The organism is Pseudomonas sp. NS1(2017), assembly GCF_002269425.1.
GTDB classification, from domain to species: domain Bacteria; phylum Pseudomonadota; class Gammaproteobacteria; order Pseudomonadales; family Pseudomonadaceae; genus Aquipseudomonas; species Aquipseudomonas reactans.
Map to the genome: position 1 here is coordinate 3,751,506 of NZ_CP022960.1, position 23,173 is coordinate 3,774,678.

Annotated in this window: 8 protein-coding genes; 5 read left to right on the forward strand and 3 right to left on the reverse strand. The window is 63.1% G+C overall.

Going from position 1 to position 23,173, the window contains the following annotated elements:
• The first annotated feature begins 125 nt into the window (after positions 1-125).
• The 4 genes from gspE (at position 126) to CI807_RS17925 (ending at position 17,077) form a co-directional block, all read left to right on the forward strand.
• On the forward strand, positions 126-1,544 hold the full coding sequence (gene gspE / locus CI807_RS17910; RefSeq protein ID WP_095015583.1) for a type II secretion system ATPase GspE: 1,419 nt from the start codon (positions 126-128) through the stop codon (positions 1,542-1,544).
• Positions 1,544-2,755, forward strand: a complete 1,212-nt coding sequence (gene gspF, locus CI807_RS17915; RefSeq protein ID WP_028619770.1) for a type II secretion system inner membrane protein GspF — start codon at positions 1,544-1,546, stop codon at positions 2,753-2,755. Before gspE ends, gspF begins: the two co-directional genes overlap by 1 nt.
• 330 nt (positions 2,756-3,085) lie before the next feature.
• Entirely contained in the window at positions 3,086-4,252 is a 1,167-nt protein-coding gene (locus tag CI807_RS17920) for a substrate-binding domain-containing protein (RefSeq protein WP_095015584.1), read from the forward strand.
• A gap of 225 nt (positions 4,253-4,477) precedes the next feature.
• Positions 4,478-17,077: a filamentous haemagglutinin family protein gene (locus CI807_RS17925; RefSeq protein WP_095015585.1), complete on the forward strand. Its 12,600-nt coding sequence runs from the start codon at positions 4,478-4,480 to the stop codon at positions 17,075-17,077.
• A 69-nt stretch (positions 17,078-17,146) separates the two neighbouring features.
• Here the strand turns inward: CI807_RS17925 and CI807_RS17930 are convergent, their stop codons facing one another.
• The 3 genes from CI807_RS17930 to CI807_RS17940 all read right to left on the reverse strand — a co-directional run bounded on the left by CI807_RS17930 (position 17,147) and on the right by CI807_RS17940 (position 22,321).
• Positions 17,147-18,736 (reverse strand): hypothetical protein, encoded by a 1,590-nt coding sequence (locus tag CI807_RS17930; protein ID WP_095015586.1) that lies wholly within the window; start codon positions 18,734-18,736, stop codon positions 17,147-17,149.
• Between the two features lie 67 nt (positions 18,737-18,803).
• Entirely contained in the window at positions 18,804-20,537 is a 1,734-nt protein-coding gene (locus tag CI807_RS17935; protein ID WP_095015587.1) for a hypothetical protein, read from the reverse strand.
• Positions 20,534-22,321 (reverse strand): tyrosinase family protein, encoded by a 1,788-nt coding sequence (locus CI807_RS17940; protein WP_095015588.1) that lies wholly within the window; start codon positions 22,319-22,321, stop codon positions 20,534-20,536. The genes CI807_RS17935 and CI807_RS17940 overlap by 4 nt, the downstream gene beginning before the upstream one ends.
• 158 nt (positions 22,322-22,479) lie before the next feature.
• Between CI807_RS17940 and CI807_RS17945 the strand changes: the two genes are divergently transcribed.
• On the forward strand, positions 22,480-22,956 hold the full coding sequence (locus tag CI807_RS17945; RefSeq protein ID WP_095017579.1) for an Lrp/AsnC family transcriptional regulator: 477 nt from the start codon (positions 22,480-22,482) through the stop codon (positions 22,954-22,956).
• Positions 22,957-23,173: the final 217 nt, after the last annotated feature.

Below are 23,173 nucleotides of genomic sequence, written 5' to 3' on the forward strand. Positions count from 1 at the left end.
AGTGTTGGGGCAAGAGCGTTTTGCTTACTTTTGCGCTTTTCAAAAGTGAGCCGCCGTAAGGGCGGAACCAATAGCCGCCGTTACCCAAAAAACGGATATGTACACCTAAAAACAGGTCCAACCCAATGAGCCTGCTCCCGTACGCCTGGGCCAAATCCCAACGCATCCTCCTGCGCCCCACCGAAGCAGGCCACCTACTAACCGTGTGCCCCTCAACCCCCGGCTGGTCCATCAGCGAAGTCCACCGCCAATTCGGCCAAACCCTCCTCGAACAAGTGCGCGACGACGAACTCGACGGCCTGCTCACCAGCGCCTACGCCGACACCGGCAGCGCCGCCGCCGTAGTGGGCGCCGCCGAAAACGAAGTCGACCTCGACCGCCTCATGCAAGACATGCCCGAAATCACCGACCTGCTCGACACCCAGGACGGTGCCCCCGTGATCCGCATGATCAACGCCTTGCTCACCCAAGCCGCCCGCGACGAAGCCAGCGACATCCACATCGAACCCTACGAAACGCACTCCGTCGTGCGCTACCGCGTCGACGGCACCCTGCGTGACGTGGTTTCACCCCGCAAAGCGTTGCATGGCGCGCTGGTCTCGCGGATCAAGATCATGGCCCAACTCGATATTGCCGAAAAACGCCTGCCCCAGGATGGCCGTATCGCCCTGCGTGTAGCCGGGCGACCCATCGACATTCGCGTGTCCACGGTGCCCACCGGGCATGGCGAACGCGTCGTCATGCGCCTGCTGGACAAACAAGCCGGGCGCTTGCAGTTGGAGACCCTGGGCATGGAGCCGCAATTGCTGGCACGCCTGGACACGCTGATCCGCCAACCCCATGGCATCGTGCTGGTCACCGGCCCCACCGGCAGCGGCAAGACCACCAGCCTGTACGCCGCCCTGGCACGGCTGGACGCGAGCACCAGCAATATCCTCACCGTGGAAGACCCGGTGGAATACGACCTGCCGGGCATCAGTCAGATCCAGGTCAACGCCAAGATCGACATGACCTTCGGCCTGGCCCTGCGGGCGATCCTGCGCCAGGACCCGGACATCATCATGATCGGTGAAATCCGTGACCTGGAGACCGCGCAAATCGCCGTGCAGGCCTCGCTCACCGGTCACCTGGTGCTGGCGACCTTGCACACCAACGATGCAGTGTCGGCGGTCAACCGGCTGATCGATATGGGCGTCGAACCCTTCCTGTTGGCCTCGTCATTGCTCGGTGTATTGGCCCAGCGCCTGGTGCGCCGCCTGTGTCCGCACTGCAAGCAGGAAGACCCGGCCGCCCCGGGCACTTGGCGTCCGGTGGGCTGCGCGCAGTGCAACCAGATCGGCTACAGCGGCCGAACCGGTATCCATGAATTGTTTTGCGTCGACGACGATGTGCGCAGCCTGATCCACCAGGGTGCCAACGAGCAGGATCTGCGCCTGGCCGCGCGCCGTGCGGGGATGTTCAGCATGCGTGAAGACGGCGAGCGCTGGGTGCGCAGCGGCGCCACCGCGCCTGAAGAAATCCTGCGTGTGACACGGGACGCCTGATGAATCGCTATCGCTATGAAGCCGCCGATGCCAGCGGCAAAGTCGAGGCCGGGCATGTGGAGGCCGATAGCCAGAGTGCGGCCTTTGCCAGCCTGCGCAGCCGGGGCTTGACCGCACTGCTGGTGCAGATCGAAGGCAATCAGCAAACAGCGGCCGGTAGCAGCCTGTTCACCGCCAAGCTGTCGGACAACGACCTGGCCTGGGCCACGCGGCAACTGGCGAGCCTGTTGGGCGCGAGCCTGCCGTTGGAGGCGGCCTTGAGTGCCACGGTGGAGCAGGCCGAGAAAAAACACATTGCCCAGACCCTGGCCGCTGTGCGCGCCGACGTGCGCGGCGGCATGCGCCTGGCGGACGCGTTGGCGGCGCGGCCACGGGATTTTCCGTCGATTTATCGCGCGTTGATCGCGGCGGGGGAGGAGTCCGGCGACCTGGCCCAGGTGATGGAGCGCCTGGCCGACTACATCGAGGAACGCAACAACCTGCGTGGCAAGATCCTCACCGCGTTTATCTACCCAGGCGTAGTAGGGCTGGTGTCCATCGGCATCGTGATTTTCTTGTTGAGCTACGTGGTGCCCCAGGTGGTCAGTGCGTTTTCCCAGGCGCGCCAGGATTTACCAGGTTTGACCCTGGCGATGCTTAATGCCAGCGATTTCATCCGCGCCTGGGGCTGGCTGTGTTTTGCCGGGATCGTCGGCGGTTTCTGGAGCTGGCGCCTGTATTTGCGCAACCCGGTGGCGCGTTTGAGTTGGCATAGCCGGGTGTTGCGCCTGCCGCTGATCGGGCGTTTTGTGCTGGGCCTGAACACCGCGCGGTTTGCCTCGACCCTGGCGATTCTCGGCGGTGCCGGGGTGCCGCTGTTGCGCGCCCTGGAGGCGGCGCGGCAGACCCTGTCCAATGATCGCCTGAGCCAGTGCGTCAACGACGCCACGGCCAAGGTGCGTGAGGGCGTCAACCTGGCCCCGGCGTTGGCGGTGGAGAAGGTGTTCCCGCCGGTGTTGATCCACCTGATCGCCAGCGGCGAAAAAACCGGCTCGCTGCCGCCGATGCTGGAGCGTGCGGCGCAGACCCTGTCGCGGGATATCGAACGCCGCGCGATGGGCATGACCGCGTTGCTGGAGCCGCTGATGATCGTGGTGATGGGCGCGGTGGTGCTGGTGATTGTCATGGCGGTGCTGTTGCCGATCATTGAAATAAATCAACTGGTCACCTAGCTCCCCCGACCGACCTCGGGTTCCTCATTGCGTCACATTTTCACACCCAGCGCGGCCTCCAGCCGCGCCTGCTGAAACCTCGCTGTCACCTGTGCCGAAACCGCTCAAAACCGTGACCAAAACACCCGAGAATCTTTTTAGAAATCAAGGCGTTCCTCCCGAGGTTTTTTCCCATAACCGTCATCGGAAACTGCGACTTTCTCTTCCATGGTTTTACCCCTGGCCACCCCCGTAGCTACCTCAGGTAGTTCAGGCTCGGGACCGAAGCCATGGCGTCATGCAAGAGCCATCTACCCCAAAACGTACAAACACGACGAAAGGAGATTCTTCATGTTTAAGCGCACTATGATCGCGGCCTCTTTGGTGGTTGCAGCACTGGCTTCGGCCCAATCAATGGCCGCAGTGGTCGGTGGCGGTGCCACCCTGCCAGAAAAACTCTACGGCACCACCACCGGCACCGGTATTCTGGCGTCTTCCATTCCAGGTTTTAACGCCTACATCGGCGTCGGCAGCGGCGACGGCAAGAAAGCATTTTTCGGCAACGATTCGACCAAGCTGAAATTGGCTGCCGGTATCAACATTGACTACGCCGGCAGCGACTCGATTGTCAGCGGTGCAGAGCTTCTGGCTTACAACAATGACGCCGTCAAGGGCCGCGCTGCCTACGGTCCGCTGATTCAAGTGCCGGCTGCAGCCACTTCGGTGACGGTGCCTTATCACATCAACGGCAAGACCTCACTCAAACTCACCAGTGTTCAACTGGCAAACATCTTTGCGGGTGTGACAAAAAACTGGAATGAGGTGCTGTTCGACGGCGTTGCTGGCCCGGACCTGCCTATCAAAGTCGTCTACCGTACTGAAAACAGCGGTACGACTGAAATTCTGACCACCCACCTCAAGGCAGTGAGCGGTACGTTGTTGCCGGTTGCCAGCAATAGTTTCGCCACCGCTGTGGGGTTCAACCCAGCCGTTAACCCACCCGCCGGCACCAACTACATCGGTGTAGTGGGCAGTCAGGCTGTTGCCACCGCTGTTGCTGATGCGAACAACAACGGTGCCATCGGCTACGTCAGCCCGGACTACGCACAGTTCAACGACGCGTCGGCCGTTGCTTCGATCAACGGCGCGCTGCCGACCGAAGTCAACGTTCAGGTCACGCTCGACACCGTTGCGCCACCTGCGTTGGGCAGCAATGACGCGAAAGACCCGTTGAAATGGGTCCCTACGTTTGCCAACCCGTCTGCGGGCTACCCTATCGTGGGCTACACCAACCTGGTCTTCAGCCAGTGCTACAAAGACACCACTGATACTGCACGTATCCGTGTTTTCCTGAACCGTCACTACACCGGTCTGAACAACGCTGCGGTCAGCAGCCACTCGTTCATCCCACTCTCCGCGACCTGGCAGAAAGCTGTCCACGACAACTTCTACGTCACCACCAGCGCCTTGCGCCTGGGCGATACCAACACCTGCAACGGCATCGGTCGTCCGCTGTAAAACCCCGTTCCACAGGGTTCGTTCCACAACCGGCAATGACTTCGTGTCATTGCCGGTTTTGTCGTTTTCCTGCCAGCGCCACCCGTTGAACAGCACTGCATGAACATTGTGTGACAACAGTTCAGTCGCGCCGCCTGGCAACCGCCTTAAACAATAACCACAACACGTGCTGCGCAGTGCCTGCGCGCCGTCGTTCGCCTGCCCCGTCAAAAGGACCTGTAAGTGATGCGTTCCCGACTGAAGCTGCCTGCTACCCGCGCCGCCAAGGTGCCTGCCACTGCAGGTCAAGTGTTGCTCCTCAAACCCCTGGCCCAGGTCATTGCGCTGCTGGTGTTTACCGGCGGCGCTCACGCGGCGCAACCCCAGGCATTCAGTTCGGGCTGGTTCGCCGCCAAGGGTGCGGTGCAGGCCGCCGGCGGTGTGCGTCCGGGGGCAACGCTGCCGGGCACGCCACCGCCGTTGTCCCAGCAGCAACGGAGCAACCCACAGTTGCAGCGCTCGTTGCAGAACCTCACGACCAGTGTCGCCGCGATTGCCGCACAACAGGCCGCGCAGGCTGCAGCCAGAACCAGTGCAAGTGCAGGGCCGCAGACTCTTCACAACGGCCTGGGTGGCAATGGCTTGAATGTGGTGGTCGGTGCAGACGGCAAGCCGCTGTTCGTCAATGCCGAGGGGCCAGTGCAGACCGATGCAAACGGCAAGACACTGGTGTCGATCAAGCAGACCGCCGACAAGGCGATCCTTAACTGGCAAACCTTCAACGTGGGCCGCGACACCACGGTGCAGTTCCAGCAGAACAGTGATTGGGCCCTACTCAACAGGGTCAACAACAGCACCGCGCCAAGCCAGATCCAGGGGGCGATCAAGGCAGACGGTACGGTGATGATCGTCAACAGCAATGGCGTTGTGTTCAGTGGTAGCAGTCAGGTCAATGTGCGTAACCTTGTGGCCGCCGCTACCGGGTTCAGTGATGAACAATTCACTGCCAGGGGCTTGTACAGCTCAAGCAACACCGCGCCGAGTTTTGCCCAGGCCGCTGGGAATGTGACGATCGAGCGCGGTGCACAGATCCAGACCCACGTGCCTGCCACCTCGACCGCCGGCGGCGGTTATGTGCTGCTGCTCGGCAAAGAGGTGGAGAACGCCGGGAGTATTTCTACCGCACGCGGCCAGACCTTCCTGGCAGGCGGTGACAGTTTTGTGATCAAGAAGGGCTACAGCACCGACGGGAATATTGCCTCCACCACGCGTGGCAACGAAGTCAGCGTTACCGGCAGTGGCAAGGCCAGCAACAACGGGTTGATCCAGGCCTCAACCGGTGACATTACCCTGACCGGCCAGCAGGTGCTGCAAAACGGCGTGTTGCTCGCCAGCTCCTCGGTGGACGCCCGGGGCACAATGCATTTAAAGGGGACGGGCAACAACGCCGGGGTGACCCTGGGCGAGGGCAGCCTCAGCGCCATTGTGCTCGACACCAGCAACGCCCTCGACAGCCAGCGTGCCGGGTTGATCAAGCCGTCGGTCGACGTGGCCGGTAACGTTGTGCCGGCGGATGTCTACCGCCGCGACCAGTCGCTGGTGGAAATCACCAGCGACGGCACGGTGGATTTTCGCAGCGGCTCCCTGACCCTGGCCACCGGTGGCCAAGTGGGCGTCAAGGCGGCGCAGCGCACCCTGTTGCGCGACGGAGCGGTGATCGATGTGGCGGGCGCCATCGGCGTCAAGTTGGCGATGGAATCCAACAGCGTCAAGGTCAATATCCAGGGCAACGAGCAGCGTGATGCGGCGGTCAACCGTGATGGCAAGGCCCTCAATAACAACGATGTGTGGGTGGATGTCCGCGACCTGATTTTTGTACCGGCCGGCACCAATGGTTATGCCACTGACCGCTGGTACACCGCGGGAGGGCTGCTGGAGGTGGGCGGTTACCTGGGCACACGCAACCATGGCGTTGGTGAATGGATGGCCCAGGGTGGCACGGTGACGTTCAGCGGCAAGGACGTGGTGACCCAGCAAGGCTCCCAGATCAATGTGTCGGGCGGGACCCTTGAGGTACAGGCTGGCAAGGTTAAGCAGACGTGGCTCAAGGGCCCTGGCGGGCGACTGTATGAACTGTCCAGCGCGCCGGGGGATCTGCTCTATACCGGGTTCTACAAGGGGTATGAAGACCAAAGCCAACGCTGGGGTGTAACCCAGTATTACTACAACCCCTTGATTGCACCCCGTGAGCGCAGCGAGGCCGGCTACACCGTGGGGCGCGATGCGGGGCGCCTGGTCGTCAGTACCGCCAGTGCAGTGCTGGAGGGACAGGTGGTGGGCGATACCTTCCAGGGTGATCGCCAGACCCAGGCTGCGCAAAAAGGCCTGGACGGTTACCTGCAATCGCACAAAGCCGTGGCGCGCGGCGCCGCCCTGGTGGTCGGCAACTATGTGCCGTATTACGTCAAGGACAGCGCTCAGGTGCAGTACGCCCTGGGCGCGGACGCCAACACGGTGAAAAACGTCGTGCTGGGGCAGCGTACACATGCCATTGCAGCCGGTCTGGACCTGGGCACTGTGCTGCCAACTGATCGGGCGTCCACGCTTTATCTGGACAGCGACGCTTTGAACGCGACACATCTGGGATCGATCAACATCGCCAGCACTGGCTCGATTCGGGTCGACGGTGCGCTGGAGGTGGCAGCGGGAGGTGACATCACCCTGTTCGGCCCCAAGGTCGAGGTCAATGCCAACCTGACCGCGCACGCCGGCAGCCTGCAACTGGGCAACGTGCTGGCGCAGATTACCCCGACCGGCCGGGCCGATGTGACCCTGGGCGGTCGCGGCAGCTTGACCGTCAACGGCGGCGTGTCCCTGGACACCAGCGGCCTGTGGAGCAACCAAGTGCTGAACGTGGAGGACGGCAGCCGTTTGCCTTATCTCAACGGCGGCAGCGTGGCCGTGCGCAGCAGCGGCGATGTGACGCTGGCGGCTGGCAGCCGCGTGGATGTGTCTTCCGGCGCGGCCCTGGATGCCAGGAACCAACTGATCGGCGGCAAGGGCGGTGACCTGACGCTGGCGGCCAACGCCAACAGTGCTGAAAGCCGGGGCAACCTGGTCCTCAACGGCGAATTGCTCGGGTATGGGGTCAACGGCGGTGGCCGCTTGAGCCTGCAGGCGGGCAAGGTACTGATCAGCGATACGGTGGCTGCTGCGCCAGGCGGGACGCTGCAGCTGGGCAGCGGGTTCTTCAACAAGGGCTTCGGTGCCTATGACATCACTGGCAACGAAGGTTTGCTGGTGGCTGACGGTCATCAGGTCAACGTCACTGTGCCGGTGTACCGCCTCAATGACAGTGGACAAAGCGTGGTGAGTGGCGCAGACCCGCGCAGTGCCCTGCAAATCTGGACGCCACCCCTCTACCAGGAAAACCCCACCAAGGGTCAGTTGACCGTGCGCAAAGGCGCGAGCCTGAACCTGCAAGCGGGCACTGTATTGTCCACTGCGGCGCAGATGGCGACCGTGCAGGCGCGCATCGGCCAGGGCGCCGTGATCAATGTGGATCCGGGCCAGTCCATCGGTGTGCGCAGCATTGGCCAACTGACCGTGGAAGGCGCATTGAATGCCTGGGGCGGTAACATCACCTTGGGTGGCGTCAGCGTACAACCTGCGGTGGCCGACGCGGTTGAAGCCAAAGGTCACGACCGCTCCATCTGGATCGGCGAGCACGCCGTGCTGGATGTGTCTGCGCGCGCAGTGACGGCGGTTGACAGCCTGGGTCGGCGCTACGGTGTAGTGGGCCAGGGCGGCACTATCGTGGTGGGCGGGGTGATCGATCCCGCCACCGGCATCGCCAGCGCCGCCAACTTGTTTGTGGTGGTGCGCGAAGGCGCGCGCCTGGACGCTTCCGGCACCCAGGCCGTGCTGGATGTGTCCGGGCTGGGCCCGAGCGTGATCGCCAGCCGAGGTGGCAGCCTTTCCCTGGCGTCCAACAATGGCCTCTATCTGGACGGCTTGCTCAGGGCCAACAGCGGGGGGGCGGGTGCCGCCGGCGGTAGCCTGAACATTGCCCTGGAAGCGCCGTTGTACGCTGATTCGGCGGCTACCCGCGTGCGCCAGGCGCGTGAATTGATCGTCAGTACCGCCGAGTCGGGCACGCCGTTGCCGAACGGCAGCACCCCTGAATCGGTCGCGGGCAGCTTGACCTACGGCCACGGCCTGCTGAGTGTCAGCCAAGTCAACGCCGGCGGCTTTGACAACCTGGCGTTGCTGAGCAATGGCTTGATCAGCTTTGACGGTGACGTATCCCTGCGTCTGGGGCAAAGCCTGAGCCTGTATGCCGGGGCGATGGCGTTGACGGATCGTGCGGCGCGGCAATCCGAAGTGCTACTGGCAGCGCCCTATGTGCGACTGGCCGGGGTGGGCAACAACAGCCTGGGGACCGACAACCTCGTTCGCCCGACGGTCCAGGGCGGCGTTTCCACACAAGCGGCGGCGGGCCTGTTGAGGGTTGCAGCGGCCAACGTGTTGGACGTGCGCGACAGCGTCAACTTTGGCGCCCATGCCGAGCGCTCCAAAGCCTTGGCCGACGCCGTTGACCGGCGTGCCTTCGATCAGGCCCATCTGATCAGCCAGGGGGACATGCGCTTTTTGGCCAGCAGTTCCGACAAGACCAAAACCGCCTTGATCACCTCAGCCGACCTGAACCTTACGGCAGCGCAGATTTACCCGGCTACCGGTGCCGTTGCAGAGGTCACGGCCGGTTACACAGGGGGCGACTTTGACCCGACGCGTACGTTGCGCATCGGCCGGGTCGGCAGTGCGATCCCGGCCCAACCTTATTCGGTGTTTGGCAGTTTATTGTTAGGCGCCTCGACCATCGAGCAGGGCGGTGTCCTGCGTGCGCCCATGGGCAATCTGACCTTGGGCGTGGACGGCGGCATCACGCGTTCGACCAAATTGATCAATCTGTTGCCAGGTAGCCTGACGTCCGTCAGCGCCGGTGGCCTGGTGCTGCCGTATGGCGGAACAGTCGATGGCGTGACCTGGCAGTACGACGGCAAGCAGGTCGAGTTGCTGGGTGTCGGCGGCACCCGCAGCACCGGTAATGTGGCGGTGGGCGTGCAACTGACGGGCCGCGCGTTGAAGGTGCAGCAGGAGGCGGTGCTGGACCTCTCCGGCGGCGGCGAATTGCTTGGCGCAGCTTTTGTTTCCGGGCGCGGCGGTTCCACCGATGCGCGCTACAACCCCTTGGTGCAAATAGGCGCGGACGGGCGCTTCAGTTTGCCGGGGCTGGCCACGAACCCGATTTATGCGATTGTTCCCGGCGGCCAGCCAGGGGCCGCACCCAGCGGCGGCGAAGCGGGCGCGACCCAGCCGCTGGTGGGGCAACAAATCAGTATCGGTGCCGGTGTTCCCGGCCTGCCAGCGGGTACCTACACTTTGCTGCCGTCGACGTATGCCTTGTTGCCGGGGGCGTTTCGGGTAGAGATCAACGGCTTGGCAGCACCCTTCGCCAACGGCGCGATGCGCGGCGCTTCGGTCATGAACAACGGCTCCTGGTCAACCGAAGGCTTCCTGTCGATTGCCGGAACCGGGATCCGTGACAGTTTATCGAGCCAGGTGATTGTCACTCCGGCTGCGGTGCTGCGCCGTTATTCCCAGTACAACGAAACCCCTTACGCGGACTTTGTTCGTGCGGATGCATTACGGCTGGGTGTGCCGCGCGCGGCGCTTGAAGCGGACGCCAAAACCCTGAAGTTGCGCCTGGTCGCTGGTCAACAAGACCTGGGGTTCAGCTTTGACGGTGTGGGGCGGTTCAACGCCTCGCAAGGCGGATTTGGTGCCACGGTTGCGGTGATTTCGGGTGGCGATATGGAAGTGCTTTCCGATACTGCCAAGGCCAGTACCGCGGCGTCGATGGTGTCGGTGCGCGCCAGTGACTTGAATGCCTTGGGGGCTGCCCGGCTGGTGGTGGGCGGAGAAATGACGGTGGTGTATGGCCAGGGTGGCAACTTTGTCAGGTCCGACCTGGCGGCAACCACTGCTAATTCAGTCGTTTTGCGTCAGGGCGCAACGCTCGCCGCGCCGGAAGTGTTCCTGGTGTCGGGCAGGTCATCGGGAGCCCTCGAAATCGAGCAGGGTGCATCGATCAATACCCTGGGGCGCGGCAAGGCCGCCTATGATTCTGACGATGGTTTTATCTATCGACCGGGCAACCGCAGCGTATTGGCCGTTTCCAATGGACGCCTGCAGATGTTGGCGCCGGTCAGCGGCGCCAATGGTATCGGCCCGGGCAGCATCTTGATCGGCCAATGCAACCCAGGCGCCTGCAGCGGTGACACCTCACTCTATTCCGAGGGCTCGATTGCCTTCGCCACCACCAACCAGTTTGCCTTGGGCGACAGCGTGCGCTACGGCACTCGCCATTTGGCCCTGGCAGTGGGCGGGATCAACGTGGGTAGCACCGAGGCGTTGGCCGAGGCCGCCGCGCGGGGCGCGTTGCCGTCAGGTCTGACGCTGAATCAGCAGGTGCTGGACCGGCTGCTGCGTGGTGATACCGCCTATGGCGCGCCGGCCTTGAAAAGCCTGGCGCTGACTGCCGGGCAATCGCTGAATTTTTATGGCAGCGCCCGCCTGAGCACCCTCGACAGCTCGGGTCAGTCGCTGCTCGATGAACTGTTGCTGACCACACCCGCGATCTATGGGTATGGCGCCGCGAACGATGTGGCGCTGATCCAGACCGGCACCTTGGTATGGGGCGGCGACATCAGTGCGCCGCCGGCGGTGATCAAGAATGGCGCAGGCACCGGCAGCGGCACGTTGGAACTGCAGGCGCGGCGAATCGAATTCGGCTATGGCCGCAACGCCCAGCCCGACAGCCTGGCCACCAATGGCCGGATGACCCTGGGCTTTGCCAACGTCAACCTTAACGCCAGTGAACGCATGACTGCCAACCACAAAGGCAGCTTGACCGTGCATCAGGCCCAGGGTGCCTATGAAGCTGGCAAGGGCTTTGCCTACAGCGGTGGCAACCTGAACATCACGACGCCTTTGCTGACCGGCGAAGCCGGTTCGGTCAACCGGATCACTGCCGGGGGCGATGTGACCGTCAAGGCTGCGGCCAACAGTGCGGCAGCGGTGGATACGACGGCCATCGACGCGCTGGGCGCCGAGTTGCTGCTGTCCGGGCGCAACGTGGCCTTGGACACCTCGGTGGTGCTGCCCAGTGGCAAGCTGACCCTCAGCGCTGATGAAGCACTGACCCTGGGCGCGGCTTCGCGCCTGGACCTCAGTGGGCGCACCGTGCGGATCAACGATGTGAGCCAATACAGCTGGGGCGGCGATGTCAGCCTGGAAAGCCGCCACGGCAACATTCACCAGGCGGCAGGCGCGCTGATTGACCTGTCTGCCCAATTCAACCAGGGCGGCTTGCTAAAGGCCGTGGCTGTGGGCGCCGGTGCCGGGCAGGTCGACCTGCAAGGGCAGGTTCGCGCCGGTAGCAGCGGCTATTACGATGCCGGTGGCACGCGCGTGCCGTATCTGGCCGGTGGCGTCGATATCCGTGCGCAGCAGGTGGGAGATTTCGCCGCCTTGAACCAACGCCTGAACCAGGGGCAGGTGTTTGGCTCGCGCAGCTTCCAGCTCAAGCAGGGCAGCCTGGTGATTGGCGATGAACTCAAGGCCAATCAAGTCAATGTCTCGGTGGATAACGGCAGTCTGACGGTGGTAGGCACCGTTGATGCCAGTGGCGAGCGTGTCGGCAGCATTCGGCTGGCCGGCAAACAGGGCCTGACCCTTGCCCGCAGCGCAGTACTGGACGCTCATGGCACGGTATTGCGGGTGGATAGCTACGGCAAGATCATCGACGCGCCGAACCGAGCAATGGTGGAACTCAGCAGCGGCGACGGTCAACTGACCTTGGCCGATGGGGCGCGCATCGACCTGCGCCATGGCACGGCAGCCGCGGGGCTATACGACAGTGTCGCCCGAGGCACCCTGGAACTGAATGCGCCACGGCTCAATGCCAATGACGTGGCCATCGATGCCAGTGGACAGGTCAACGTGTTGGGCGCGCGTTCCATCGCGGTCAACGCCGTGGCCCGTTACACCGATGCCCCGATGGGCGTCGAACCTTCGGCCAGCGGTCTACCGTATCAGGTGATTGATCAGGATTACCTGAAGCAGAAACACGCGCTTGCCCAAACCTTTATCGACAATGCCTTGAGCAATACCGGGTTGATGACGGGCAAGCTTGCGGGCTTGAACAACAGCCGCTACGCCGATGCGTTCCACCTGCGGCCCGGTGTGGAAATCGTCACCCAGGGTGACCTCATGATCAGCGGCGACCTCGACCTGTCCGGCTTCCGTTACGCCAGTGTCAACCCCAATACGCCGAAGACTTCGGTGTACGGTTCGGGCGAGGTGGGCAGCCTGGTGGTGCGTGCCGGAGGGAATATCAATGTGTATGGCAGCATCAACGATGGGTTTGCACCGCCGCCCCCGACCCCGGACGACAATGGCTGGGTGTTGACCCCAGGGCTGCAAGGGTTCGGCGCCGATGTGATCGTGCCTGGCCCTGGCGTCGTCCTTGCGAACGGCAGTGCGTTCCCCACGGGCAAGCGCCTCAACTACGCGCTGCCGATCCAGGCCACCACACTGGCCGAAGGCACGGTGTTACCGACCCAGGGCACACTCGATGCGCCACTGACCTTGCCCGCCAACACTGTGTTGAGCGCTGCAGTGCGCGACAGCGCCGGCAACCTGCTCTATGCCGCCGGCACCTTGTTGCAACAACCGGTGGTGCTGGTCGCCGGTACGCAACTGGACGCGGGTACCGTATTGGCGGGCGCAGCGTCCCTGCGCGCCATGACCTGGCCGGCGGGCGTGCCTTTACCCAGCCGGGGGGCCGTGACGGGCACTGCAACCGATGGTGTGTTGTTGGCCGGGAACCTGACCCTCAAGGTCGGCGCGTTGATTCCTTATGGCACCGATGTGAAATTGCCCAATGGGGCGGTGTCGGTGCCGTTGCGCACGGTGACCGGCGCAACGGCGCGCCAGAACTGGGCCGTGGCGCCCATGCTGGCCGAGGGCTCGCAATCGTGGTCGCTGCGTCTGGTATCGGGCGCCGATACCCAGGCTGCCGACACGCGAGCCATCCAGCCGGCCTATGCCGGCGACCTGACCCTGGCCGATACGCACTATGGGATTTATGAAACCCGCGTGAAAACCATCGTGCCTGGTCAGCCAGCCCGGCCGGGTGGCGCGTGGTACTGGAGTGACTTTGCCGCAGAGCTGTTTGGCGTCGAGGCGGGTACGCCGGTGCCGGAATCTGAGTGGGTTTCCTGCGACGAGGCGGAGATGTGTGTTCGCGTCAAGTATGTGTGGAGTGATCTCGGGGAACTCTTCGGGTTTGTTCCAGGCAAGCCGGTATCACCCGAGGACGAGAGCCTCTGCGACCCTGATTTGTGCATTTCCCAGGGTGAACCCACACCGGCCATTCCTGAGAAGATCACGCTGGGGGATGTGAAGCTGGTCTCGGCGGTGAGTCAGCCTTTCAGCGTACTGCGTACCGGGACTGGGGATCTGGACCTTATCGCTGCAGGCAATGTGGCGATGAAATCGCCGTATGGTATCTACACCGCCGGGGCCTCCAGCGCTTCGCGCGCAGGCAGTGCCGCCGGAGACTTTGACCGGGCTCGCGCCACCTCGGCAGATGGAACGGTGCTGGGCAGCGCAGCCAAGGCGTATGAGGCCTTGGTCGATGAAAGCAGCCCATACGCCGCCTGGTACCCCGATGGGGGCGGCAACCTGTTGCTGCGCACAGGCGGTAGCCTGACAGGCGATATCTGGACGCCAAACCAGGGTGTGGCAATGGTCAATGACGGTCGCACCCAACTCAACAGTGGCAACCTGGGTAACTGGCTGTGGCGTCAAGGCACGGGCAACACCCCTGGCGTGACGCCTGCGCCGACCAGTTGGTGGATCAACTTTGGTACCTATATCCAAGGCAATGGCAAAGCCAACCTTCAATTTGAAGACGCCAAACAGATCGACCTGCTGCCGAGGCTGGTCGGGTTCACCGGTATCGGCACCCTGGGTGGCGGCAATCTGACCCTGGACCTGGGCAGCGACGCCGGCATGCAGGTTCGCCGTGGCTCTGCCGATGGTGGCAGGGCACCCCGCAGCGAAGGGCTGGTGTTGGCGGTCGGTAGCTCCGGGCGGTTGGTTGACGGCCAATTGCTGCTCACCGGCGGCGGTGACCTGAATGTGCGCATGGGCGGGGACTTGAACCCAGGGCTGGACGCACGTGCGACCCGACCGAACGCCGCCGATGCGCGGTCAGCCGACTTCAAGGCAGAAACCCTCAGCCTCAACGGTGTCTTTACCAACCTGCGCGGTGCCCTGAATCTGCAGGCCGGTAGCCTGGGCGGAATCGCCTTGAACTATGGAGGTATGCGTGGCGATCAGGATGTGATGGACAGCCGGGCCTACTCGCCCTACACCGCGAGCCTGGGTACAGCCACCGGCGGAATCACGCTGATGCTGGGAGATGCCACCGCCAGCCTGTCGACCCGAGGTGACCTGGTGTTGGCGGGGGCCGGCGACCCAGGGCGGGTTTCCACCGAACATGCCCAAGCGTTCAATTACAACGGCCAGGACTATGGCAATGGGACCACCTGGTTTTCGTTATGGACCGAGCGCACTGCCATCGACTTATTCTCGGCGGGCGGCAGTGTGACACCCAGTGTGCAGAGTGTGTCGCTCAGCCCCGGTGGCAGTGTCGATCCACTGCAAGGACAGAACTACTCCCGATCGGATGGGCGTTTCATCTTCCCTTCCAAGCTCGGCGTGGTGGCGGCCAATGGCAGTATCTACCTGGGCGCGTCCGCGCTGGGCAGCGGCCCGCAGCCCAACAACCCCGCTTACTCGCTGTTGCTGGCGCCGTCGAACAAGGGGCGGCTGGCGATGTTGGCCGGCGATTCGATCTACGCCAGTGGCTACGCCGTCAACCAGTCGGGTGACAGCCTGACGTCGATACCGACGCCGTTTGCGCCAGCGTTTGTCGGCAGAAACGGATTCAGCAACGTCGTGGACAACCTGGGCAGTGATGCGATGCGTGATGACTTCACCTTCTTCGCGCTGCGCAGCCCTACTGATTTTGTGCGCCCGGATACCCAGGCACAACCGGCCAGGTTTTATGCCCGGCAGGGCGATATCGTTGGGTTGCGCAGTGGCGAAATCATCACGTTCAACGGCACACGGGCGGGGCAAGTGCGTTATGAGTCGGCAGGCCCGGTATGGATGCGGGCGGGGCGCGACATTGTCGGGTCAGGCACGTATCTGGGCACGTCCACGGTGTTCCCTGCAGTGCTGGGCAACAACGGTGATTACTCGGGAGACAGCCGCGGCAATCTGTTTGTGCATAACCGTCTTGACGATGTTTCGGTGGTGTCTGCCGGGCGCGACATTGTGTACAGCAGCTTCAATGTCGCAGGCCCCGGCACCTTGGAAGTCAGTGCCGGGCGCAATCTGTTGATGGAAGATAAAGCCTCCATCGCCAGCTTGGGGCCGGTGGCCGTCGGAGATTCCCGCTCCGGTGCGTCTATCGTGCTGGAAGCCGGTGTAGGCGCCAATGGCCTCGATTACTTGAAGTTCGTCACCCCGTACCTGGACCGCGGCAATCTGGCCGTCGACGGTGTGCCCCTGGCGGGGCAGGCTGGCAAGGTGGCAAAAACCTACGAGGCTGAACTGCTGCAATGGCTCAAGGAGCGTTATGCCTTCAGTGGTGACGCCGACCAGGCCCTTACGTATTTCGCGGGCCTGGGCCCTGAGCAACAACGGATCTTCGCCCGCTCGGTCTATTTTGCCGAAGTGCGTGAGGGCGGACGTGAATTCAACCGGGAAGCAGGCCCACGCTCAGGCAGCTTTGCGCGCAGCCGCGCGGCCATCGATGGGTTGTTGCCGAATAAAGACGTGGCGGGCAACCCGATCGTGTATGACGGCGATATCACCCTGTATGGCGGCGCCGGCGTGCAGACCCGGTTCGGCGGCGATATCCAGATGCTCAGCCCGGGCGGGCAACAGGTCTTCGGTATCGAGGGTACCGCACCGCCGGCCACCGCTGGCGTGCTGACCCAAGGTGCCGGGGATATTCAGCTGTACGCCCAGGGCAGCATCCTGCTGGGCCAGAGTCGGATCATGACCACCTTTGGCGGGGCGATTCTCGCCTGGTCCAACGCTGGCGACATCAACGCCGGCCGCGGCTCGAAAACCACCGTGCTCTACACCCCGCCCAAGCGGGTGTACGACACCTGGGGCAATGTGACCTTGTCGCCCAACGTACCGAGCGCCGGCGCCGGTATCGCCACGCTGGCCCCGATTGCCGAAGTACCGGCCGGCGACATCGACCTGTTGGCGCCAGCGGGCACCATCGACGCGGGCGAGGCCGGCATTCGGGTCTCCGGCAACGTCAACATCGCCGCCTTGCGCGTGGTCAACGCAGCCAACATCCAGACCCAGGGCAAGTCGTCCGGGGTGCCGGTGACAGCCGCGATCAACACCAGTGCCATGAGTTCGGCCAGCGCAGCGGGGGCGGCGGCGTCCCAAGCGGCGGAAGACGCGGCGCGCAGTCAGCAGGCGGCGTCCAGGCAGGGCCGGCCGTCAATCATGACCGTTGAGGTGTTGAGCCTGGGCAGCGAGCCATTGCCACAGGAACCTGCACCGGCGCAGAAAACCTCCGGCTACAACCCCGACAGCCCGGTGCAGGTACTGGGCGCGGGGCCGCTGAGTGAACAGGCGCGGGCGCGGCTGACGGATGAGGAGCGCAAGCAGATCAGCCTGTAAGACTTTGGAAAGGACCTCTCGTTGTACTGTTCGGGGCGATCACTGATCGCCCCCTTTTTTTTGCCTCGGCTACGGGTTGTCCTTGAGGGTCTTGAACGCCTCGATGCGTTTGATCAGGCGCGTGTTCTTCGCCGAGTCGGCATTGCCAAACAGAAAGGAGAAATCCGACGCCAGTTTGGACCCGCCGGCAATCGTCGCGTACTGGTGGCAGTCGTTGCAGTTATCTGTCTGCACATAGGTTTCCATCGTGGTGTTGGCGACGACGACGCTCTGGTCGCTGACAAACGGCCCATAGGACAGCGGCACCTGCACGTTGGGCCCGGGGCCGGGATCGTTGGGCGCGTTGGGCGTCTTGGACCACAGCACGTTCACCAGTTTGTAGTACTGGAACACCGATTGGCCCTGGGTTTTCTGGGTGAAAGTCTGCTGCACCGCCGTGTTCAGCACCTGCAGGTCCTGGGGCGTGGCATTGAGTCGCGTGGCCTGCACTGGCTGATCAAGAGGCGTGCAGTTGGGCGGCGTGTGGGTGGTATCGCACTGTACCCGTGCGATGTTGGGCGTGCAGGCGTCACCGGTGCAAGCCGGGTTGTTGAAGCTATAGCCGTCGGGCGGGGTAGCGCCGCCGTCGGGCACGTTGTCGACCTGCTCGAAGGTGGTCCAGATGAAGTTCGGCTGGGTCTGGGTCTTGTTGATGATGTGCAGGCCCACCAGACCCACCACTTCCTGGGTACATTGCAGCGTGTCGGGGCGCTGCAGCCAGGCGACGGTGGTCAGGTAACGCCCGTACAGCTCGGGTTTGTTAGTAAGCACGCGCCAGGCTGCCTTGAGTTCCAGGGCGCCGAGTTCTTCCTGGGGCAGCGCCTGGGCCGGCAGCTCGCGCACCAGTTTACCGGCGGGCAAGGACAGGCCTGCCGGGTGCCGGTTGTCGCTGTTCTGCGCCACGATCAGTTGGTTGGCGGCGTCGTACAGCCCGTTATCGACGATGTAATCAAACTCGGCCTTGCCGACCTTGCGCTCGAAAAACACCAGGTTGCCCGACTGGTCCGTGAGCCAGCCGCCGGAAGCTTCCATGATCGAATCCGGCAAGGTCACCTGGGTGCCGCTGGACAAGTGGAAGCGGTGTTTGCGGTTGATCGCACTTTCCGAGGTGGCCGTGATGAATTTACGCGCGCCCGTGGAAAATGCCTTGAGGTTGCCGGTGGCGCTGCAATTGGACGGCACCAGGGTTTCCACGCCCCAACCGGAGGGCTTGGGCGCGCCGGGCAGGAAGATATCGCTGGCGTCTTTGTAGCTGGCCCACACCGGGGCGTTGCTCATGGGCTGGCCGGGCGTTGGCGGCACGCCGAACTGGGCCGCGGTGCTTTGCGTGTCCGGCTCACCGGCCAGGCTCGGGTTGGCTGGCCAGCCGGGGTTGACCGGCCAGTTCATGGCGATGAACAACTGCCAGCCGAAACAGTTGAGAAAGTCCTGCTCGGTGCCGAAGTTGTTTACCGGCAGGAAGCCGCCGCTGGTGGGATCGAACACCAGTTGGCTGACGCAGCTCTGGGCGTCCGAGGCCGCATTGGCCGGCGCGGTGCCCAGCAGGGGAAGAAGGGCGCAGGTGATCCAGCACAACACACTCAAGCGTGCCCGACGCAGCGGGCGAGGCCATCCGTTCATGGTCGCATTCCTTGCTCAAGATTCAGGAAGTGGCCGCCCACGCCAGGCATGGGCGGCCGGGCGGTACTCAGGCGACAGGCACCAGCGCCAGGCCGCTTTCCCATGGGTGCTGGGTGGCGCTGGGGTTGGCGGCTTCGCTGGGGTTCAGCGCGCGCACGCTGACCAGCCCCGGCGCCGCGTTGCTGCTGACGGTGACGGTCATGATGTAACCCTGGGTGCCGCCGCTGTCGGTCTGCCCTGGAATCGCCGAGGCATCCGGCAGGAATTTCGTGACCTGAGCCGTGATCCCAGGGTTGGAAAACTGCACCCGCGCATCCGCCGCCGTGGTCTTCGGGTCGGCGCCTTGCACCACCAGCACGAACTGGCCCGAGCTGCCGGGCGCAAAACTGGCCGGCAAGTCGCTGGGGGACTGGCCGTAGAACAGGTCAATCGGCAGTAACTGCACCGGCCAGGGTTGTGCATCGGTGTTGTTGGCTGCCACGCAATCGCACTCCTGGGGCGTGGCGGTGAGTGGCGCCGGGGTCACGCTCAGGGCCACATTCAGCTCGTTGGCGATCACCCACACGTAGTCGATCGGCGTGCCACCGATGGTGATGTCGTTGATCGAGAACCCCGCGCTGGCCGGCACCTCGAACACCGCCTGCAGGATCTGGTCGGAGTTGTTCGGCCCGGTGCCGGCAGTGCCACGGGTGATGCGCCAGTAGCTGCTCACGTCCTGGCCTTGCGGGCCTTTCCAGGTGCTGAAGGACTTCGGTTGTTGCAGGTACAGACCGATGGGGTTGGTCAAGGAAATCAGGGCTTTGACGGCTTCCTGGTTGGCGGAGAAACCGATATGCGGATCGGAGTTACGGTAGTTCTGCCCGTATTGGGCGCAGCAGATCAGGTTCTGTTGGTTGCCGCTGCTTTTGATCGGCCGCAGGATGGTGGCCGCCGCCGCCAGGTAGATCTCGGCACTCAGGGTGTTGGGGCCCGAGGTCAGGTGCATCGCGCCGCCCGACACACCCGGAATGCGCACGGTGCCGCTGTTCCATTTGTTCACGGTGTCGTAGGCGGGCTGGCCGGTGGTGGGGTCAAGCACCGGGTCGCCGGCGTTGCCGGTCGGGCCGTTGGCGGTGTAGCGCAGGTACAGGTCTTCGATCTTCACTTGCGGGTCGACATAGGCTTTGTACAGCCCGAGCACGGCCTGTGGGTCGATGTTCCACATGGTCAGGAAGTAAGCCGGGTTCTCGCTGGTGAACATGATGCTGCGCATGTTGCCGTTGGGGTCGCGGGTGATCGACCACTCGCAGTATTCATCCAGCCAGCCCCGTGGGCCCGAGGGTGAAAAGTCGGCGTAGGGGCCGTGCCAGTTGATGGACTTGCACAGCACCTTGGGAATCTGCAGCTGGGTTGCCTTCGGGTCCGGGTACAGCGAATACAGGGTGTTGTTGAGGGTGATCTGGCCGTGGTCGGTCAACTGCATCACCTGGTCCAGGGTCATGGCCTTGCCGCCCAATTGCGGGACCACGGCGGCGCCATTGTTGTAAAAAAACGTCCACAGCCGGTTGGGGAAGGGCTGCCAGGTGATGGTCACTGGCGTCTGCGTGCCGTAGCCGCTTTCGATCGGGTTGTAGTAGCCCGAGCGGGGTGCGTCGTTGAGGTTGGACCAGGGGTTGCCGATCACCGACATCTGGGTCCAGCCGGTGACGTTGTTGTTCCAGTTCGTTTCGAAGGTGGACAGCTCGTTCTCCAGGCCTAGCTTGTTGTAGTCCTTGGGGGCTTGTTCGGCAGGGGAGGTGAATTGGGTGAAGGGCGTGCTCATGTCGGTTCTCCAGCATGGGTGTTGGTGGAGCAGCAACCGGCGTCCGGAGCGGGGCCGGCAGAGGTTTGGCGTGGATCTTCCCACACCAGTTGGGCGATAAAGCCAGGCAGGGGCGCGTACGCATCGGGCGTCAACACCTGGCCAGTATCGGGATGGGTCACGATCAGCGATAGCTGCGCTGTATCGGTCGGTTTGAGGTTCAGCGCCTTGACGTTGCGCGCTGCATTCAGTGCGCGGGAAACGCCCTGGGTGATGCAGCGGCCTTTGTCGTCCACCAGGCCCATGCCGATGCGGCTGAAGCGTCCGACGTAGTGCGGGTTGTCGGCATTCGCCTGTTGCGCCGTGGCGTCGGGCTGGTTAAGAAATACGTCGATCAGGTATGTGTCGTGGGTGCAGCGCACATGGTCGAACACCACCCAGGGACCGGTGATGGCAGCCGGTTTCTGATGGCAGCACGCAGCTTTCGCTGCGCCAAACTGCGGGGCCACCGGCGTGCCGTAGTCGTAGCCGATGTGCCGGCTGTCCTGGGCCATATCGCCGAGGCTGGTGTAGCGCCAGGCGTCGGCGCTGGTGAAGCTCACCTCAGCCGCCTGATGGCCAGCGAATGGCTGCAACAGGCACTGGGTGGTGTACTGCGCCGCCGGGTTGGCGCGGATCCAGACCTCCAGCATGCGGTCGATATTGGCGTGATACGAGCAGAACACCGGGTCGAACGCGGTGTAGGCGTTATCGGCCATGTCACCGCCGATCCAGCCGTGATAGTTGTCGTGGGGCTGCTCGTAAAGCCCATCGAAGTTCAGCGCGCGGTTGGGGTACAGGTCATTCGGTTGCGGCGGATCGAAACTCGTGATGTTGGCCCAGGGGTAGCCCGGTTCGCCTTGCGGCTGGCTGAACGTGGTGAACGCCAGCGCATCGACCACCTGCTGCTGAAAGATTCGGCTCATGCCATACAGTTGGGTGCGCTCGAAACGAAAGGCCTCGCCTTGGGTATAGAACAGTGGGTTGCGCTGCACATACAGGCAATCCACGTCCCCGACCGGCGCCGTGGCGCACACCTTGGAACAGCCATCCTTGGCCGCCGCATACCGCAACGGGTTACGTCGTACTTCACCGGTGTGCGGATGCACATAGGTTTCATCGAGGAACGCCTGGGGCAGGCCGGCCTGGGGGCTGCCGTCGATGCTGGCGTCGGCGGCCATCCAGTCCCAGTAAGGGATCGCGCAGTCGATCAACGCTTCCAGGTACAGCAGGTAGGCGCGATGCCACAGGGCAAAGGCTTCCTGGTAATGCAGGCACCAGTTTGTATGAATGTACGCGTAACGCTGCCAGGGCGAGCCGCTGTCGGGGTCGCCGATGTGCATCACGTCATCCAGTTTGGCGCGGTACAGGTTCAGTTCATCGGCGCTCAGCGAACGGATGTCCTGGCGCACGCGTTTGACCGGGTGCGGCAGCGCCGGTGGCGGGATGCGCTCGGCCACGTCAAACGGTGAGATGCTGTTCAAGCGCCAGCCCTGGTTGACCCACAGCCGGAAAGTTTCCAGGGCATCGATTGGCCAGAATTGCTGCTGGTCGGTGGTCAGCGGCATGTTGCGCGAGGCGAGGTGCTGGTAGATGGTCTCCGACCAGGTCTTGACCGACGCCGGGTCTTCCAGGAACACGTCGTAGGCATTCATGCAGCCGATCCAGGTGGCTGCGACGGCGGCGCGCTGGCTGACGGGTATCCAGTAGGGTGCGCTGAAAAGTCCTTGGATATCAGCGGTCCATGTCGGTTTCGCGACTATCATAAGATCCCTCTCATGCCGCCGTAAGGCCAGGTGTTGGCCGGGCTGCTAAGCTGAATCGATGTTAACTAGCCACTGCGCAGGATTTGTGCAAATTGGCCCGTCATTGCGACGGATTCATTGCAATTTTCAAGGACGATTTGGAACCGATGACAGACGCCATGGATTTGAAAATCCTGGGCAAGTTGCAAAAGGATTGCGACCAGAGCCTGGAGTTGTTGAGTGACAGTGTGGGGCTGTCGTCCACCAGTTGTTACCGGCGGATTCGCCGCATGGAGAGCGCGGGGATTATCAAGGCGAAAGTGGCGGTCTTGGATGAGCGCAAGCTGGGGATTCAGGTGACGGCGTTTTTTCTGATCAAGTTGGACAGGGATAGCAATGATATTGATCGCAGGATGCAGCACATACTCGCTGGTCATCCGGAGATTCAGGACTGCTACTTGATGACGGGGGAGTTTGATTTTGTGATGGTGGCGAAGTTTCGGGATGCTGCGGAATATACCGAGTATATCTATCGGTTTTTGGAGACTTATCGGGATATTCCGATTCGGACTTATTCTTCTACGTTGGTGGTTCGGACGGTTAAGAAGTCTTATGAGTTGCCGTTGCAGGGGGTGGGGTTTTGTTCTGGTGGCTGAGGGCATATCCGTTGTTTAGGTAACGGCTACTTAGGGTTCCGCTCTTACAGCGGGTCACTTTTGGAAGGACCCAAAAGTAACCAAAAGGTCCTCGCCCCAACACTCGGCACCTCGCTTAGGCTCGGTGTGCCCGAACGCAGGCTTGAATCCGTGGGCCGCCGCGATGGGCCATCCTTGGCCCAGCGCGGCTAACCCGGCGTCCTGCCGGGTTACCCAC